General features: G+C 66.2%; 14 protein-coding genes, 1 tRNA gene and 1 pseudogene. 5 read left to right on the top strand and 11 right to left on the bottom strand.

Annotation, left to right across the window (positions count from 1 at the left end):
* The first annotated feature begins 58 nt into the window (after positions 1 to 58).
* Positions 59 to 2,209: a methylmalonyl-CoA mutase gene (scpA, locus tag Q0938_RS15075; protein ID WP_299363950.1), complete on the top strand. Its 2,151-nt coding sequence runs from the start codon at positions 59 to 61 to the stop codon at positions 2,207 to 2,209.
* Here the strand turns inward: scpA and modC are convergent.
* The 8 genes from modC to Q0938_RS15035 form a co-directional block, all read right to left on the bottom strand.
* Positions 2,206 to 3,273: a molybdenum ABC transporter ATP-binding protein gene (modC, locus tag Q0938_RS15070; protein ID WP_299364018.1), complete on the bottom strand. Its 1,068-nt coding sequence runs from the start codon at positions 3,271 to 3,273 to the stop codon at positions 2,206 to 2,208. The two genes, scpA and modC, sit on opposite strands and share 4 nt — an antisense overlap.
* The gene (modB, locus tag Q0938_RS15065; RefSeq protein ID WP_299363948.1) at positions 3,270 to 3,980 is read right to left on the bottom strand and encodes a molybdate ABC transporter permease subunit; all 711 of its coding nucleotides are present in this window, start codon (positions 3,978 to 3,980) and stop codon (positions 3,270 to 3,272) included. The genes modC and modB overlap by 4 nt, the downstream gene beginning before the upstream one ends.
* An 8-nt stretch (positions 3,981 to 3,988) precedes the next feature.
* Positions 3,989 to 4,783 (bottom strand): molybdate ABC transporter substrate-binding protein, encoded by a 795-nt coding sequence (gene modA / locus Q0938_RS15060; protein ID WP_299363946.1) that lies wholly within the window; start codon positions 4,781 to 4,783, stop codon positions 3,989 to 3,991.
* Between the two features lie 60 nt (positions 4,784 to 4,843).
* Positions 4,844 to 5,218 (bottom strand): winged helix-turn-helix domain-containing protein, encoded by a 375-nt coding sequence (locus tag Q0938_RS15055; protein ID WP_299363945.1) that lies wholly within the window; start codon positions 5,216 to 5,218, stop codon positions 4,844 to 4,846.
* A gap of 15 nt (positions 5,219 to 5,233) precedes the next feature.
* Entirely contained in the window at positions 5,234 to 7,654 is a 2,421-nt protein-coding gene (gene ligD, locus Q0938_RS15050) for a DNA ligase D (RefSeq protein ID WP_299363943.1), read from the bottom strand.
* Positions 7,655 to 8,680: a Ku protein gene (locus tag Q0938_RS15045; protein ID WP_299363941.1), complete on the bottom strand. Its 1,026-nt coding sequence runs from the start codon at positions 8,678 to 8,680 to the stop codon at positions 7,655 to 7,657.
* Positions 8,681 to 8,777: 97 nt separating this feature from the next.
* Positions 8,778 to 9,155: a cell division protein ZapA gene (locus Q0938_RS15040; RefSeq protein WP_299363938.1), complete on the bottom strand. Its 378-nt coding sequence runs from the start codon at positions 9,153 to 9,155 to the stop codon at positions 8,778 to 8,780.
* Positions 9,155 to 10,069 (bottom strand): hypothetical protein, encoded by a 915-nt coding sequence (locus Q0938_RS15035; RefSeq protein ID WP_299363935.1) that lies wholly within the window; start codon positions 10,067 to 10,069, stop codon positions 9,155 to 9,157. The genes Q0938_RS15040 and Q0938_RS15035 overlap by 1 nt, the downstream gene beginning before the upstream one ends.
* A gap of 179 nt (positions 10,070 to 10,248) precedes the next feature.
* Here Q0938_RS15035 and Q0938_RS15030 point away from each other — a divergent pair.
* A tRNA-Thr gene (locus tag Q0938_RS15030) sits at positions 10,249 to 10,323 on the top strand.
* Positions 10,324 to 11,242: 919 nt separating this feature from the next.
* Here Q0938_RS15030 and Q0938_RS15025 read toward each other — a convergent pair.
* Both Q0938_RS15025 and Q0938_RS15020 read right to left on the bottom strand, forming a co-directional pair.
* Positions 11,243 to 12,439, bottom strand: coding sequence for a hypothetical protein (locus Q0938_RS15025; RefSeq protein WP_299363933.1), 1,197 nt, complete (start codon positions 12,437 to 12,439; stop codon positions 11,243 to 11,245).
* 457 nt (positions 12,440 to 12,896) lie between these two features.
* Complete coding sequence (locus Q0938_RS15020) at positions 12,897 to 13,640, bottom strand: hypothetical protein (RefSeq protein WP_299363931.1); 744 nt, start codon at positions 13,638 to 13,640, stop codon at positions 12,897 to 12,899.
* 434 nt (positions 13,641 to 14,074) lie between these two features.
* On the opposite strand from Q0938_RS15020, the gene Q0938_RS15015 reads away from it, so the two are divergent.
* From Q0938_RS15015 to Q0938_RS15005, 3 genes are all read left to right on the top strand, one after another.
* Positions 14,075 to 14,803: an MgtC/SapB family protein gene (locus Q0938_RS15015; RefSeq protein ID WP_299363928.1), complete on the top strand. Its 729-nt coding sequence runs from the start codon at positions 14,075 to 14,077 to the stop codon at positions 14,801 to 14,803.
* A 203-nt stretch (positions 14,804 to 15,006) separates the two neighbouring features.
* Positions 15,007 to 15,468, top strand: a complete 462-nt coding sequence (locus Q0938_RS15010) for a glutathione S-transferase family protein (RefSeq protein ID WP_366942769.1) — start codon at positions 15,007 to 15,009, stop codon at positions 15,466 to 15,468.
* Positions 15,469 to 15,806: 338 nt separating this feature from the next.
* Positions 15,807 to 16,802, top strand: a complete 996-nt coding sequence (locus Q0938_RS15005) for an MDR family oxidoreductase (RefSeq protein ID WP_299363925.1) — start codon at positions 15,807 to 15,809, stop codon at positions 16,800 to 16,802.
* Positions 16,803 to 16,887: 85 nt separating this feature from the next.
* Here Q0938_RS15005 and Q0938_RS15000 read toward each other — a convergent pair.
* Positions 16,888 to 16,989, bottom strand: a pseudogene (locus Q0938_RS15000) (alkylhydroperoxidase); the annotation flags it as partial.

Below are 16,989 nucleotides of genomic sequence, written 5' to 3'. Positions count from 1 at the left end.
CGCCTCGCCAAGTTTCTCTAGATATAGCGACGTGCCCGACTTCTGAAAGGACCTGACGATGACCGATCCCAATCCTTCGCTGGACGACTGGCGCGCGCTGGCCCGCAAGGACCTCAAGGGCAACGACCCTGAAAGCCTGACATGGGACACGCTGGAAGGCATCCCGGTCAAGCCGCTTTACACCGAGGCGGATACCGCCGGGCTGGATCACATGGGCAGTCTGCCCGGGATCGCCCCATTCACGCGCGGGCCCCGCGCCACGATGTATGCGGGGCGACCCTGGACGATCAGGCAGTATGCCGGCTTCTCGACCGCCGAGGAATCCAACGCGTTCTACCGCCGCGGGCTGGCTGGTGGTCAGCAGGGGGTTTCGGTCGCGTTCGATCTGGCGACGCATCGCGGCTATGACAGCGACCATCCCCGGGTCGAGGGCGATGTCGGCAAGGCCGGCGTCGCGATCGACAGCGTCGAGGACATGAAGATCCTGTTCGACGGCATCCCGCTGGACAAGGTCAGCGTCAGCATGACGATGAACGGCGCGGTCATCCCCATCCTCGCCAGCTTCATCGTCACCGGCGAGGAACAGGGCCACGATCGGTCGGTGCTGTCGGGCACGATCCAGAACGACATCCTCAAGGAGTTCATGGTCCGCAACACCTACATCTATCCGCCCGAACCCAGCATGCGGATCATCGCCGACATCATCGCCTTTACCTCGCGCGAGATGCCGCGGTTCAACTCCATCTCGATTTCCGGCTATCACATGCAGGAGGCCGGCGCGAACCTGGTGCAGGAACTGGCCTATACCCTGGCCGACGGGCGCGAATATGTCCGCGCAGCCATCGCCGCGGGCATGGACGTGGACGATTTCGCCGGGCGGCTGTCGTTCTTCTTCGCCATCGGCATGAACTTCTTCATGGAGGCGGCAAAGCTGCGTGCCGCCCGCCTGCTGTGGCACCGGATCATGACCGAGTTCGGGGCAAAGAAGCCGGCCAGCCTGATGCTGCGGACGCATTGCCAGACCTCGGGTGTCAGCCTGCAGGAACAGGACCCCTACAACAACGTGATCCGAACCGCCTATGAGGCGATGTCGGCGGCGCTCGGCGGCACGCAGTCGCTGCACACCAACGCGCTGGACGAGGCGATCGCGCTGCCGACCGACTTCAGCGCCCGCATCGCACGGAACACCCAGTTGATCCTGCAGGAGGAAACCGGCATCACCCATGTCGTCGATCCGCTGGCCGGGTCGTACTACGTCGAAAGCCTGACGGCGGAACTGGCCGACAAGGCGTGGTCCATCATCAAGGAGGTCGAGGAGATGGGCGGCATGACCAAGGCCGTCGCCTCGGGCCAGCCGAAGCTGCGGATCGAGGAAACGGCGGCCCGGCGGCAGGCGATGATCGACCGCGGCGAAGAGGTGATCGTCGGGGTCAACAAGTACCGCAAGGACAAGGAAGACCCGATCGACATCCTGGACATCGACAACGTTGCGGTGCGGGCGTCACAGATCGCCCGACTGGAACGGATCCGGGCCACCCGTGACCAGTCCGCGTGTGATGCGGCCCTAGCGGAGCTGACGCGCCGGGCCCGGGATGGTGGCAATCTGCTGGAAGCCGCGGTCGAGGCAGCGCGGGCCCGCGCCACGGTGGGCGAGATCAGCATGGCCATGGAGGAGGTGTTCGGCCGGCACCGCGCCGAGGTCAGGACTCTGGCCGGCGTCTACGGCGCTGCCTACGAGGGCGACGAGGGCTTTGCCCAGATCCAGAAGGATGTCGAAAGCTTTGCCGAAGCCGAAGGCCGCCGTCCGCGCATCCTGGTGGTCAAGATGGGTCAGGATGGGCATGACCGCGGTGCCAAGGTGATCGCCACGGCCTTTGCGGATATCGGCTTCGACGTCGATGTGGGACCGCTGTTCCAAACCCCCGATGAGGCCGCCCAGGACGCGATCGACAACGATGTGCACATCATCGGGATCTCCAGCCAGGCGGCGGGTCACAAGACGCTCGCGCCGCAACTGATCCGCGCGCTGCGCGACAAGGGGGCGGACGACATCATCGTGGTTTGTGGCGGGGTGATCCCCCAGCAGGACTATGCGTTCCTCAAGGATGCCGGCGTGGCCGCGATTTTTGGGCCCGGCACGAATATCCCGGCCGCGGCACGCGAGATCCTCGACATCGTCCGCAGGTCTCGTGCGCCGGCCGAGGCCTAGACCAGCCCCGCGCTCTTGATCGTGGCAAAGCAGGCGGTGCCGGGGGCCAGCCCCAGCGCCGCCACGGACCGGCAGGTGATCCGCGCGAGCAAGGCGCCGCCCCCGTCCAGTCGTACCTGCACCAGCGCGGTCGGCCCATCGGGCTCGATCCGGGCGACGGTGGCTGGCAGGACGTTCAGCGCCGAGCTGTCCTGCGGACGGGACAGCGAGAGGATGACCTCGGCCGCCTTGACCCGCAGCCGCAGCGTCTGGCCAGGCGAGGCGGCGACCATTGGCACCAGCAGATCGCCGTCGGGGGTCGTGATGCGGGTCAGTCCGTCCGGCTCCTGCGCCGTGACATGGCCGGACAGCACCGCGCCGACATCCCCGCCTTCCATGGACCGCGCCGCCAGCGGGTCGGACAGCACCCTGTCGATCGGCCCCGCCTGCGTGACCCGCCCCGCCTCGATCATGACCAGGGTGGTGGCCAACCGCGTCACCTCGGCCATGGCGTGGCTGATATAGAGGATCGGCACCGCCGTGTCGTCGCGCAGCCGCTCCAGGTAGGGCAGGATCTCGGCCCGGCGCTGACCGTCAAGCGCCGCCAGCGGCTCGTCCAGTATCATCAGCCTCGGCCGGGCCAGCAGCGCCCGACCGATCCCAACCCGAGCCTGTTCGCCCCCGGACAGCAGCGCCGGCCGACGGGGCAGAAGGCCGCCCAATCCCAGCAGGTCGACCACGGTGTCGAGCGACGGAGCGACGGCACCCTGCCGTGCGAAACGGGCGCCGTAGAGCAGATTCTGGCGAACCGTGAGATGCGGAAACAGCCGCGCGTCCTGGAACACGTATCCGATCCGTCGCTGCTGGGGGGTCAGGTCAACGCGGGTGGCGCTGTCGAACAGAACCCGGCCGTCGGCGACGATCCGGCCCGCATCGGTGCGCAACAGCCCGGCCACCGCGTTCACGATCGTCGTCTTGCCCGACCCCGACCGCCCGAACAACGCCGTCACGCCGGCAGGTGCGTCGAATGCCACGTTGAGCGCGAACCCCGTAAAGCGATGCCGCAGCGCGACGGTCAGCATCAGCGGCCCGCGATGCGGCGCGCCACCGCGCGCGACATGACCTCGGACAACGCCAGCGCCACCAGCGCAACCACGATCGACAGGATCACCAGCCGCGCGACAGTGACGTCGCTGCCCGGCACCTGCAGCGCGGCGTAGATGGCGGAAGGCAGCGTCTGGGTCTGCCCCGGAATGTTCGACACGAAGGTGATTGTCGCTCCGAATTCACCCATCGCCTTGGCGAAGGCCAGCACCGCGCCCGCGATGACCCCCGGAAGGATCAGCGGCAGGGTGATCGTCGCGAAGATCGCCGCGCGCGACGCCCCCAGCGTGGCAGCCGCTTCTTCCAGACGCGGGTCCACCGCCTCGATCGCCAGCCGCATGGCCCGCACCATCAGCGGGAACCCCATGATCGCGGCCGCCAGGGCAGCCCCTGTCCAGCGGAACGCGAACACGATCCCCAGGGATTGTTCCAGCCAAGCCCCGACAGGGGCACGGCGGCCAAGAACCACCAGCAGCAGATAGCCGGTCACGACCGGCGGCAGGATCAGCGGCAGGTGGACGAGGCCGTTCAGCAGCCCCCGGCCCCAGAATCTTCCCCGAGCCAGCGCCATCGCACAGATCAGACCCGGCGGCAGGCTGACGAGCGTCGCCCAGAACGCGACCTTCAGCGACAATGCCAGTGCCGTTGCCCCATCGGGTCCCAGCCATTCGGACAGCGCAGCCCCCATGGGCGACGTCAGTGCCGCGGCAGAGGGTCGAACCCCTCTTCGGCAAAGATCTTCCGGGCATCCTCGTCCTGCAGGGCGGCCATGAAGTCGCGCGCAACCGGCCGGTCGGCCGACGTGGCCACCAGCGCCGCGGGATAGATGATGGGGTCGTGGCTGGCTGCGGGGAAGGTGGCAACCACGGCGACCCTTGGCTCCGCCAGGGCGTCGGATCCGAACACGATTCCCAGCGGCGCCTCACCCGACGCGACAAGGGCCAGCGCAGCACGGGCACTGTCGCCCTGGGCGACGTCGTCCGCGACATCGTCCCACAGCCCCAGGCTCGACAGTGCCTGTTTGCCGTACACCCCGGCCGGCACCGCAGCGACGAGGGCCATCGCCATCATGCCGCCGTCCAGAAGCCCCGAAAACTCGACATCAGTGATGGCTTGCTCCGACGGCAGCGTCGCTGCCTCGGCAACGGGCGCGATCAGGACCAGATCGTTGCCGAGCAGATGGACCCGGCTGTCCGCCTCGATCAGGCCCGTGTCGGCCAGCTCATCCATCCATTCCGGCGCGGCCGAGATGAAGATGTCGGCGGGTGCGCCCTGCTGAATCTGGCGGGCGAGTTGCGGACTGCCCGCATAGGACACCGCGACCGTGTGGCCGCTTTGCGCCTGCCATGCGTCGGCAACCCGATCAAGCGCGGTTTTCAGGCTGGAAGCAGCAAAGACCGTGACCTGATCCGCATCGGCAGGGCTGCCGACGATCGAGATCGACAGCGCCAGCGGCAGCGGCAGAACAGCGGAACGGAACCGGTATGCCACGCAGCGGCCTCACCCTGACGACCGTGCCAGATAGCCAACACGCCGCCACCGCCGCAAGCGCTATTTCCGGCGGGACATATCGAAGGCGCGGCGCAGTGCGGCTATGTCAGCGGCGCCGGCGCGTTCTGCCGCCTGTTCGATGGCGCGATAGCGGGTCAGGACCTCCTTTCCCAATGGAGTCAGGACCGCGCCGCCACCCTGCGCCCCGCCGCGCATCCGTTCGACCAGCGGATCGCCGAACATGGCATTCAGACCCTCGACCAGTGTCCACGCCCGCTTGTAGCTCATCCCCATCTCCCGGCCCGCGGCCGAAATCGAGCCGGTCTCGGCGATCAGCGCGAGCAGGTCGGCCTTGCCCGGGCCGATCCACGTCCGGTCGTCCAGATAGATGCGCAGTCGCACCGCGCCGCGCTGACTGGTTCGGACGTCGGGCATGACAATGTCAGCTCATCATCCGGTCAGCGCCCGGATTGCAGGGGTCAATGCCACCGGCTTGGGGTACTGCGGGGCAACCGAAGGAGCCCGGTCCAAGGCATCGCGGATGGTGAAGCCGTCGGCGCCGTCCAGCCCCTCCAGCACCTTCCACGACACCGGAACAGCCACCGTCGCGCCGGGGCGGGCGCGCAGCGAGAATGGCGTGATCGCAGTCGATTGAGGCTGGTTCCTGAGCCAGTCGATGAAGATCTTGCCGCTGCGCTTGGCCTTGGACATGACCGCGACAAAGCGATCCGGCTCCTCGTCGGCCATCAGCGACGTCAGCGTGCGGGCAAAAAGCGTCGCGGTATCCCAGGGCACGGTCCGCTTGATCTCGCACACGACATGCACGCCCTTGCCGCCGGTCACCATCGCCCAGCTGGGCAGGCCCAGCCGCTCCAGACGGTCGTGCAGGTCGAATGCGGCGCGCTGCACCTCGCTCCAGCCCAGCCCCTCGTCGGGGTCGAGATCGAACACGAGGCGATCCGGGCGATCCGGCCTGTCGCGATGGACCCCGCGGATGTGGAACTCGATCGCCCCCATCTGGGCCGCGGCGACGATCCCCGAAGCGTCCGTGACGTACAGCGCCGGAGACGATTCACCCTCGATGGCGGTTTCGCGGATCTGCTTTGGAAACCCCTTGCCCGCATGCTTCTGAAAGAACGCCTCGCCCCCGAGCCCTTCGGGCAGCCGGACCAGCGACAGCGGGCGGTCGCGCAGATGGGTCAGCATGGGATCTGCGGCCGCCGCATAATAGGCCGCGACATCGCCCTTGGTGACACCTGCATCGGGGTAGACGATCCGATCCGGGTTCGAAATCGTGATTCCGGCCACTTCGACCGTGTTGCCGGACGGGCCCGACGCGATGCGGACGACCGGCTTTTCGGTTTTGCGGGAAGTCGGCATCTTGTCCTCGCGCAGGCCTTGGAAGCTGGCGTGGCGCAGGCGGCCATCGCCGGTGATGTCGGCATAGCGGATCTCGGCACTCAGGACCGGCTCCAGCCATTTCGCCCCGCGTGCCTCCGCGCGGGGGACCGGCAACGCAGGCTTCGCGCTTTTCAGCGGGGCCAGCGCCGCCGCGACCTGGTCCTGTGTGGCGGTATCGAAGCCGGTTCCCACCTTGCCTCGGTAGAACAGCGTCCCGTCATCAGCCTGGTCGGCGAGCAGCAACGATGCGAAGGGGCGCGACGGCGACGTGCTGGGCAGCCAGCCGACGATCAGGAAATCGTCCCGATGCTCGCATTTCACCTTGCGCCAGCTGTCTCCGCGACCGGATCGATAAGGCGCGTCGACGCGTTTCGACACGATGCCCTCGCCGCGGGCGGCGCAGATCGCCGCCAATGCCTGGCCGCCATCGCCCTGCACGGCCAGCGACTGTTCGATCAGGCCCATCGGCGGGACATCGGCCAGCAGCCTCGAAAGTGCAGCTTGGCGTGCGTGCAACGGCTTTCCGGTCAGGTCCTTGCCGTCCAGATGCAACAGGTCGAACGCCACGTAGGCAAACGGCCCGCCGGCCGCGATTGCCTGCTGCAGGGCGGTGAACCCGGCCTGCCCGGCGCCCGCCACGATCTCACCGTCGATCAGCGCGGATCGCGCCGGCAATTCGGCAAAGGCCGGCAGCAGCGGCGAAAACCGGTCCGACCAGTCCAGCCCGTTTCGGGTGCGGATCAGCGGTCCCTCGGCGCCGATCTCGACCAGTCCACGATAGCCGTCGATCTTGATCTCGTGCTGCCATCCCCGACCTGCCGGTGCCGCATCGACCAGCTTGGCGAGCATCGGCTCGACCGGTCGGGGCCGGGGCAAGCGGCGCGTCGGCCCGAAGGGCACGGGGGGACCATCCTTGGCAATCGCCGCGAAGTCCCGATTGGTTGACACGCTGGTACGATAGCGCTCGACTGGGTCGGGCTGGTGGGCGGCGGCGTCCTCCTGCTTGATCAGCAACCAGTTCTCGCGCTTTTCCGCCGGCTTTCCCTTGATCCGCACCAGATCCCAGGCGCCGGTCAGGCGGCGACCGTACAGCTGCAGGCGCAGATGCCCCTTGGACAGACCATGTTCGACATCGATGTTCGGTCGCCATGACCCGATGTCCCAGAGCATGACGGTCCCTGCCCCGTACTGCCCTTTCGGGATCGTTCCCTCGAAGGTGAGATAGGGGATCGGATGATCCTCGGTTCTCACCGCCAAGCGTTTCTCCTTGGGAGAGAAGGACGGCCCGCGCGTGACCGCCCAGCTCAGCAGGACGCCGTTCCACTCCAGCCGCAGATCCCAATGCAGCCGGGTCGCGTCGTGGTTCTGCATGGAATAGCGCAGCGCCCCGGAAGAGGGTGTGCCCGCATCGAATGGTTCGGCCGTCCGGGCCGGGTCGCGCTTGGCGCGATAGGTGCCAAGCCGGTCCAATCAGCTCGCCTTGCGGGCCGACCCGGCGCGGCGCGATGACGCGGGCGCCGCCTTGTCGCCCGCGTCATCCCCCGTCTTTGCGGCGGTCTTGCGCCCCGAGGACTTGGTCGCGGCGGCCTTCGTACCGGAAGACTTTGTCGCCTTCGAGGTGGAGGACTTTGCATCCGCCGACTTTGCCGTCGGCTTCGCCGTGGATGACCCTGCCGAGGCACCGCCGAACGCTTTCGCCGATGAGGCGCCGCCGGACGCCTTCAGACTGTCGCGCAGCGCCTGCATCAGGTCGACGACGTTGTCACCCGACGGGCGCGCGTCGCCCTCGGTGCTAACCCGAGGGGCGCGGCCCTTGCGCTTGTCCTCGATCAGCGCCCGCAGCGCCTTGTCATAGTTGTCGGTGAACGCCGCCGCGTCGAACGGCGCCGTCTTCTTCTCGATCAGCTGTTCGGCCACGGTCAGCAGGTCTTGATCGACCTCATCATCCTCGATCGAGGCGAACAGCGGATCGGCATCCTTGATCTCGTCCGCGTAGAACAGCGTTTCCATCAGCAGCCCGTCGCCGCACGGCCGGACCGCGCACAATTTCTCGCTGCCATAGATTGTCAGCTGACCCAGACCGACCTTTCCCGACCGGCGCAGCGCGTCGCGCACCACGCGATACGCATCCTCGGCCAGCTCATCGGTCGGAACGATGTAATAGGGCTGATCGTAATAGAGCGGCGAGATCTCGTCATGCCCGACGAACTGCACCATTTCGAACGTCTTCTTGGTTTCCAGCTTGATGGCATCGATCTCTTCCGGATCGATCAGCAGATACTCGTTGTCGCCGAGTGCATAGCCCTTCATGATCTCGTCCTTGTCGACGGGTCCGATGCCCGCGACAGTCTTCTCGTAACGGATGGGCTTGCCGCTGGGGCCGTGGATCTGGCGAAAGCTGATGCGCCGCGCGGTCTTTGTCGCGCTGTGAATCTCGACCGAGATCGAGACCAGCGACAGCCGCAACTGCCCCTTCCAGATCGCCCGTGACGCCATGGCCATTTCCCTTGCCTTCAGGCGGGAACGCGCCCCTGCCCCGCAGGGTTTCGCAAAAAGCCGGTGTTGTCTGCAGTTTGTACCCTAAGGCAGTCGTTCAGCGCGGACCGTCGGCGCTGTCGAGGACGTCCTCTGCCTTGTCGGCCAGCGCTTCGGCACGGGCGGCGAGCTCCGCCATCACCTCACCGACCTCGATCGGAATGACAGGCACTTCGACGCGGGGCGGGTTCGATTTCAGGCGCGTCAGCTCGCGTTCCGCCGCGGCCGCACGATCCTCCGTGGCCGAGGCGCGGTCGGCCAGCATGAGCCCTGCGAGCAGCAAGAGCCGCGGTTCGGGAACCCGTCCGACCTGTTCCAGGATCTGGCGCGCCTCGGCATCCAGCATCCCGGCCGCGCGGCGCAGCAGCTTTTCCTCGCCCTCCTGGCAGGACAGGGAATATTCCTTGTGGCCGATCCTGAATTCGACTGTGGCCATCAGCGGCGCCCCCCTTCAAGGTCATCAGGTGCGTCATCGTCGTCGCTGTCGCCCCGGTCATCGACGTCGTCGACGCCGTCGAACAACGACATGTGGCTTTCTGGCAGGTCGTCGCGTTCGCCATGGAGCTCAGGAATCGGGGCGTCCGGGGAGGCGTTCATGGCAGAATCGGAGCTGTCCGCGGCGGTTTCTTCGTCATCCGCAGGGCTGCCGACGCCAGTGTCTGGTCCCACGGCCTCAGAGGGGATCACCGCGTCGGAAACCTGGTCCGAGGACGGCGCCGCAGAGTCGCTTTCGCCCGGTTCGGCGCGACGTTTGCCGTCCGTTCCCTCATCACCATCACCGATCGCCGGCTTCGCAGGCATCTCAGCGGCGCCGAGCTTCGCCTGCTTGCGCGGCTTCGGCTCAGGCGTTCCCAGCATCCGGTCCAGCGCATCCAGAATGTCGCCCATCTGGGCGATCTCGGCCGCGCGGGCGGCACGCAGGGATTCGATCTCGGCTTCAAGTGCGCCGCGAACCGCCGCGTCCCCGCTGCCCGCCCCTTCCGCCGCCGCATCGATCAGCGCGCGATTGGCCGCCGCCAGCCCGTCATTTGCCGCGGCGATACGAGCTGCATGGGCGCCGGCCCCGGCCAGCCGCTCCTGCGTTTCGGCCAGCCGTTCGCTCATCGCCCGCAGCGTGGCGGCCTGGCGATCGTGCAGCGCCGCCAGGTCGTCCGACAGCTTGCGGTTCTCGGCCTGCATCTCGGCCAGCCGCGCCTGCGCGTCGGGCCCGATGGCTCCAGCCGCAGGCTGCGCGCCAAGAGCAGGCCGCTGCCGCAGCCTGGCCAGATCCTCGGCAGCGCGATCCATGCAGTCATCGAGCCGATCCAGCGCCGCAATCAGGCGGCGTTCGCTTGCCGAAAGGTCGGTCATTGGCAGATCTCCCTTGTCGCCCGTGTTTCTGACACCCAAGCGGCGGGCTTGGCAAGCTGTTGCCGACCGCTCGGGCAGTGCCGCCCCTGCGAACCGGCGCAACTGCAACCCGTTTCCTCTTGCGCGCTGATCCACGTTTGTCTAAATCGCCCCGGTCGGCCCAGACGGGCTGCATCGGCGCTGCGGTAGCTCAGTGGTAGAGCACACCCTTGGTAAGGGTGAGGTCGAGAGTTCAATCCTCTCTCGCAGCACCATATTACAACGATAAAGCTTTGTTCCAAAATAGAAAACTGTCCAATAAATCGACTCAGTCTCCCAATTTATCCCCCCGACTACCTCCTAGCTCCGCTGGGTCTTGGATTGGCTTGCCAAAAGGTCGGACTTCTCGATGGACAGCATTAGCGCATGGTAATGGAGGAGCGTCGCTCAACTCCGCCCTCCCGAATCGCTAGAGTCTACGGCGCATTTTACTACGAGATCCCATCGCCTCACAGCTTGTCCAGCTGGGGGGAATGCGTCGTACTTGCCAGCAACGGCCAGCTCATGTCTCACCGGCTGGTCACAATGCGCCCAACCTGGTCCAGCGCTTGAGCAGCGAGGTGAGCGCACTGACAGCGAGTTGCTCCTTGGCTTGCGCGGGCACGAACTGCTTTAGCACCTCCTCTCTGCGGATCGGCACGGGACTCGACGGACGGTCGTCGTAGTATCACGTGGCGATGCCACCCCAATACGTTTGTGCGACCATCCCTCCGCTGGAGTAGAGTTGCGATCTTGCCGCTGAGGTCGCCCAGATTGCTCTCGACAGCCAAGAGCGCGCCGGAGACGTGCGTCCGCACGGCTGCCGGCATCTCTAGCTGCGGCGTTCGATTGTCAGTGGCACCGCGATTGCGGTTCGCGCGTCCCCGAAAGGCGTGCACTTCTCCTATCGCTCACCGCTCAGGCCAAGCGCTCTAGTGCTGAAGGTCCAGCGGCAGGCGCGCAGCTGCGGCAGGATGGCCGCTGTTCACGGCCATCCGGTTCTCACTTGTCTTCGCCTACAGGCCCTCGAACTTCTCCGCCCCGAACATCGGAATGAGCATCCGCCCGGTCTCCGTCCAGCCGTCGCTTTTCGAGAGATGTTCCTGCTCTTGGTCACCTGGCGACCGGGCTGTCCAGGCTGGAAGCCGCGAAGACTTAGCGAGACGAGATTTTTCTGTGTGGACGTTGATGCAGGCACGCCGCAGTGATCGGTCGACCGGTTAAGCGAGCAGGGTCCTCGCCATGCTCGGCTTCAAGTCGATCGCAGTCGTTCAGAGCCTCCGCGCCCGATCCATAATGGATTGCGGCACGGATCCACGGCATGCGCAGATTGGCACGTTCGCCGATGAGTTGCTGGACTGAGGCGCCCCCCCCGTCCTCGACCTGAAGGGTACGGCCGAGTCGCGAGATCACCTCTTCATCGAGGCGGAGTTCGTCGGCCTGCTCGCCAGCGGCGGCGAGTTCGTGCGCGAGCAGTCTCATGCCGTTGGCGACCGGAGATAGTTCGATCGCCTCGCAGATCGCCGGCAGGCAGAGTTGAAGCGCGCTCCAGGTGAGGGAGGAGTCGCCGACCCGGCTCACGAGAATGGCGGACAGGCCCGAGCGTCGAAATACATAGGCCGGCCGGTCGCCGGGAGCCAAAATGCGCTGATCGTTGATCTCGAAAGAGACGTCCTTCGCCGCAACGAATGCGACATCGCTCAGGCGTCCGAGAACGAGCCCGCGGTCCGATGGAAGCTGACCGGCGTCCGTTCCTCTAAGCCCCTCCATCGCCACAGCGAGCATGACGCGGAGCCAAGGACATTGATTGAGCACCGTTTCACTCGTCTCAATGTCATGGAGCGCCACGTCATTGATCTTCACGTCATAGCGCATAGTCGACAAGCGGCTCACGTTCTTACCAAACAGCGCCTCCGCTGACGAACCCACCCGCGCACGGTCGGCGCCCTTGATGTCTAGGAGCAGGCCGTCGATTGACGCCACAAGGCTCGGCGCGACATCGTCGTCGCTGTCCCGAACATAAAGGGGAGCGGTCTCCTTTCCCGGAATAGCAACGACGAGGTCCCCGCGTCGGCGGACCAGGATCGGCATATCGTTCCCCGCCTTCTCGGCGGCACGCGGTTCGGCTGCGTGTTTGTCGGCAAGGACCTTCCAGGTTGCATTGTAGAGGTTCGTGAGTTGAGGCTCATAATGCGGTCTAACCGTCCCCGCGGCATATTGGGATGCGAGAAAGCGGGCTTGTTCGATGGCGGTTGCGGGATCGTTGAGCACGCGGAGCTGGCCGAACGTTCGCAGCTTCCGTATTGCGTCAGGCTGCCGACGATCGATGATCTTGGCGACCGAGACGGCCACCTGTCGGAGGTAGAAAGGAAAGCGGTCGTTCGCCGCGCCGAGACCCAGACATCCGCCGGTCTATAGAGGCCGCGAACTGGCCCCTCGGATGATGGATCGTCTGCGGGCAGCCAGGCACTGCTTCGGATGAAGGCGCCCGCCGGTGTCGACCAAGTGTATTGGTCGCCAGCGAAGTGTTCATGCCGAAGCTCACCGCTGAGCAGTTCCTTGCTCGCTCCGGCCAGCCACTCGACTACCAGACACGCGTAGATTTCACGGCAATCATCTGAGAAGCGGTGGTGATCGCTCTGACCCGGCACGTACCAGAGCGGATTCATGAATTTGTAGTTCGTCGAATAGGTGAGATTCAAGCTCTCTTTGGTGAAGGTGCTGACGTCACGTTTCCAATCATTGACCGCACTTTCGCTCAACCCCAGCTTCTTCGCGAAGTCGAAGCTCGTCACCTCATAGGCCCGAGTCAGCGGCATCGTGGGCAAAGCGAGCGCTCGCAGCCCAGTCCGACCCCCAATCCACGAAGGAACTCCGCCCAAAGTGCCGTCTGCCCCTTAAAAGCCCTGTGGCTCGTCGGCGCGAGGAGACGCTTCCGATACGCGGCAAAATCGGCCACGTCCGGCGGCGCTGCGCTGAAAAGCGCATTCAACCGCCGGCCGAGCAGCTCTTCAGGCCATGTCTCCGAAAAGACAGCGTCGGTTGCGCGGATCATGCCGTCGGCCGTTGGGACGAGGAGGCGGTACGAGGCATCCACCTTGATCGACCGCGTTGACTGAGCACGGCGCCAGATGGCGAACGCCCAGCGCAGCCCGGCCAGCGCCTCCTCAACGGAGGCACCAGTGTTGACCACTTGGGAGATACGACTGAGAACGGTTTCGCCGTCGTAAGCCGACACCTGGCCGCGCTCAAGAAACTCGCGCGCCTCACGAAGCTCACCCTGCCATGGTAGCGTGTTCGCGGCGAAAGCGAAATGCGCCGCCAGCGGCGCCGGCACACTGAGCTGTTCGAGCGGGATCTCATCATTCTCACCCGCTTGGCGTGTCGCGGGCGGGAAGAACAGCGACGGCTCGACCTGCTCACCTTTGCGGCGGCGGCGGCGAACGCGCGGGAGTTCCGGTTGGGGCTGTATGTCCGCGCGCCCGGCCCTGACCGTTCCGTCATCGCACAGGATAACCGGTAGCCCGGACAACATCTCCGGACCTTCTTTCATGAAGGCCGGTAGATCTCGGTAAAAGGCGGTCCACTGCGTGATCGCCGGACGCCGACCAGCTCTCAGCGTCCCGGCGACACTTGCCGCGATCCGCGCACACTCTCTCGCAGCACAGCGCCACTGGGAGGTCAGCGCCTGAGATGAGGGCAAAGCGGTCGGCTCCCCAAGGCAAGAGACGGAGGAAATGGGCGCGGGTCCAACCCGGCATGATGCGACCATCGACATAGCCAACCTCCCTGCCTTTCAGGTCAGCCGACATCGTGACCCGGCAATGACTGCCGCAACATCAGCGAAGGCACAGTTTCGTGACCTGCCTCCGAATGGTGCAGTCTACCCAAGTAGTTGCCACTCTCTGCAATCTGGACGCAGAAGACCGAATACTGAACGAGATGGGCGGCGCCACATGGCGGCGACCACGCATATGGGAGCCCTGCATGACATTCGACAGCCTAGTTGCTGCGTTGCGCGACACCGACGTGATGCTGCCTCTGCTGTGCAGCGTGTTGGCCGGGGCGCTGATCGGCGCAGAGCGCGAGTTCCTGCGCAAGCCGGCCGGACTGCGCACGCATACGCTCGTCTGCCTCGCGTCCGCCCTGATGACGTTGCTGGGACTCAGAATGGCGGAATGGACAGCAACCTTTCCGGCAGGCACGCAGATTGTGTCGGATATGGCGCGGATGCCGCATGCCATCCTGACCGGCGTCGGATTCCTGGGCGCCGGCGTGATCTTCCGGGCCGGGGTGTCCGTGCAGGGCCTGACCACCGCTGCCTCGCTCTGGTTGACGGCGTCACTTGGGATCGTCTTCGGCGCCGGTCTCATCGAGCTGGCGACGATTTCCACGGGGATTGCGCTGGTCGTCCTGGTTTCCCTGCGGGCCTTGCGCTACGTCGCCCCGCCGCAGCCGGTCGTCCGGATCGAGTTCGCGGTCGGCGGAGAGACCGGCTATGACGGGGCTCGGCTCGAAACCCTTCTGGCAAGCCATGGGCTGCAGGCAGGCCGCCCCGCGATCATGCATGACCGTGCGAGTGGGCTGCGACGCTACACGCTTCTGGCCTCTGCGCATGATCTGCAGGTCGACAGCGAAGCCCTCGCCCGGGCGTTGCAGGCCGACGCTGCAGTGCAGGAGTTTTCCGTCACCCCGCTGGAAAACGAAAGCAGCTGACTTCATTTCGCGTGGACATCCGGGTGGGGCCAGCGCGCTCGCCAGGTTTAACTGGCCATCACCACTGTTTCCCTACCGGCAGCAATCATCTTCCCCGTGGCCAGATAATCATGCAGCCCGGCACGGGCTATCTTCTCATCATCAGCGACGCACCCCCGCGCTCGCCCTGAGGAGACCCGACATACGACCTCTACCCCGAGGACCTGCGCGGCGACATCGAGGCGCTGAACGACGAGATCTATCCCCGGCTGAACAACGGCGTCTATCGCGCCGGTTTCGCCACCACCCAGGAGGCCTATGAGGAGGCGTTCCACGAAGTCTTCGGCATGCTCGACACGCTGGAGGCGCGGCTGTCGGACGGGCGGAACTTCATGCTGGGCGACCGTCTGACCGAGGCCGACATCCGCCTGTTCGTGACCCTGGTGCGCTTCGACCCGGCCTATCACGGCCTCTTCAAGTGCAACCTGCGGCGGCTGTCGGATTATCCGGGGCTCAGCGCCTATGTGACGCGGATGCTGGCGCTTCCCGGCCTGCGCGAGACGGTCAGCATCGACCACATCAGGCGCGGCTATTACTCGATCAAGGCACTGAACCCCACCGGCATCGTCCCGGTCGGGCCGGACCTGCCGGACTGCCTGCGCCAGCCGGAGCCCGCCACGACGTAAGCGCGACGCAGACCCGACCCCCGCAGGCAGGGGCATGTCGCTGGCTGCGGTAGTCCGTCTGGCTGAGGCCACGATCGACATCTCGGCTCCTGGGCGGGATCGGGCGGTTGCATTTTGGAGTGCCGAAAAGAGCAGGATCGACTTCGGCACGCGCGCGAGACCTCCCGGTTGCAGCGAGGCTGCGCTTCGTGATCAAACGTCCATGATCCGCAGCAAAGCGCCGCCGCGGGTGCTCTGTGGCCTGACGCAAGGGAGGTAGGCCTCTCATGTTGACGCAGAACTGACGGCGGACACGCGAGGCTTTGCAGCAAAGCCCAGTATGGAAAAGGAGAGCACCAATGAGCGAGACATTTCGGGCGCTGATGATCGTGGACCAGGACGGCAAGCCGAAGGCCGAGTTCCGGGAACTCACGCGGGAGATGCTGCCCGATCACGAGGTCCTGGTCGAGGTTGCCTACTCCACCGTCAACTACAAGGACGGGCTGGCCGTGTCGGGAAAGGGCCGGATCGCCCGGCGGCTGCCGATGGTGGCGGGGATCGATCTTGCGGGGATCGTGGTGGAAAGCCGCTCGCCGGACTGGGCACCCGGCGACAAGGTCATCGTCAATGGCTGGGGCCTGTCGGAAACCGAATGGGGTGGCTACACGCGGTTCCAGCGGCTGAAGCCGGAGTGGCTGACCCGCTTGCCGGAGGGGTTCACGCTCGAGCAGGCGATGGCAGTCGGCACTGCCGGCTACACGGCCGCGCTCTGCGTGGATGCGCTGGAGGACTGGGGCGTCATCTCGGCCGATGGGCGCGAGGTGCTGGTGACCGGGGCGGCCGGTGGCGTGGGCTCGACCGCGGTCAGCCTGCTGGCGGCCAAGGGCTACCGGGTGACGGCTGCGACCGGGCGGCCGGAAACCCATGACTATCTGTCCGAACTGGGCGCCACGGGGTTCGTCGAACGCGCGGCGCTCGCCGAGAAGGGTCCGGCACTTCAGAAGGAGCGCTGGTCCGGAGCGGTGGATTCGGTCGGCTCGACCACACTGGCCAATGTGCTGGCGCAGACCGCCTATGGCGGGGCGGTCGCGGCATGCGGGCTGGCAGGCGGCATGGACCTGCCCGCCACGGTTGCGCCCCATATCCTGCGGGCGGTCGCGCTTCTGGGCGTCGACAGCGTGTTTGCGCCTCTGGCCAAGCGGAACCGCGCATGGGCCACCCTGGCGCAGCACCTGGACCAGGCGCACCTGGCCCGCATCGCCCGGACCGAGCCGCTGTCCGCCCTGCCCGCACTCGCCGACGACATCGTGGCGGGCCGGATCCGCGGCCGTGTCGTGATCGACATCGCGAGCTGAGGCACCGAGGTCCCGGCCGCACTGCAACCAGCAACGCGCCGCCGCCCGGCTTCGGCGGGCGGACGCCAGCGCCGGCGGATCCGGTTCAGCGCCCCAGGGTGTAGAACTCCTCGTTCGGCCGCATGCTGGTGACGTTCGCCATCCGGTTCGACATGCCGAAGAAGGCCGAGATGGCGGCGATGTCCCA

It is taken from the genome of uncultured Paracoccus sp. (assembly GCF_947496875.1).
In the GTDB taxonomy this organism is placed as follows: domain Bacteria; phylum Pseudomonadota; class Alphaproteobacteria; order Rhodobacterales; family Rhodobacteraceae; genus Paracoccus.
This window is presented reverse-complemented; position numbering and strand designations above follow the sequence as displayed.

Bases quoted from the DNA above. Each gene is read 5' to 3' on its own strand.
- Q0938_RS15035 (WP_299363935.1), bottom strand. From the start codon at position 10,069: ATGACCGACCTTTCGGCAAGCGAACGCCGCCTGATTGCGGCGCTGGAT.
- scpA (WP_299363950.1), top strand. From the start codon at position 59: ATGACCGATCCCAATCCTTCGCTGGACGACTGGCGCGCGCTGGCCCGC.
- Q0938_RS15055 (WP_299363945.1), bottom strand. From the start codon at position 5,218: ATGCCCGACGTCCGAACCAGTCAGCGCGGCGCGGTGCGACTGCGCATC.
- Q0938_RS15015 (WP_299363928.1), top strand. From the start codon at position 14,075: ATGACATTCGACAGCCTAGTTGCTGCGTTGCGCGACACCGACGTGATG.
- Q0938_RS15040 (WP_299363938.1), bottom strand. From the start codon at position 9,155: ATGGCCACAGTCGAATTCAGGATCGGCCACAAGGAATATTCCCTGTCC.
- Q0938_RS15045 (WP_299363941.1), bottom strand. From the start codon at position 8,680: ATGGCGTCACGGGCGATCTGGAAGGGGCAGTTGCGGCTGTCGCTGGTC.
- modB (WP_299363948.1), bottom strand. From the start codon at position 3,980: ATGGGGGCTGCGCTGTCCGAATGGCTGGGACCCGATGGGGCAACGGCA.
- Q0938_RS15020 (WP_299363931.1), bottom strand. From the start codon at position 13,640: ATGAAAGAAGGTCCGGAGATGTTGTCCGGGCTACCGGTTATCCTGTGC.
- Q0938_RS15005 (WP_299363925.1), top strand. From the start codon at position 15,807: ATGAGCGAGACATTTCGGGCGCTGATGATCGTGGACCAGGACGGCAAG.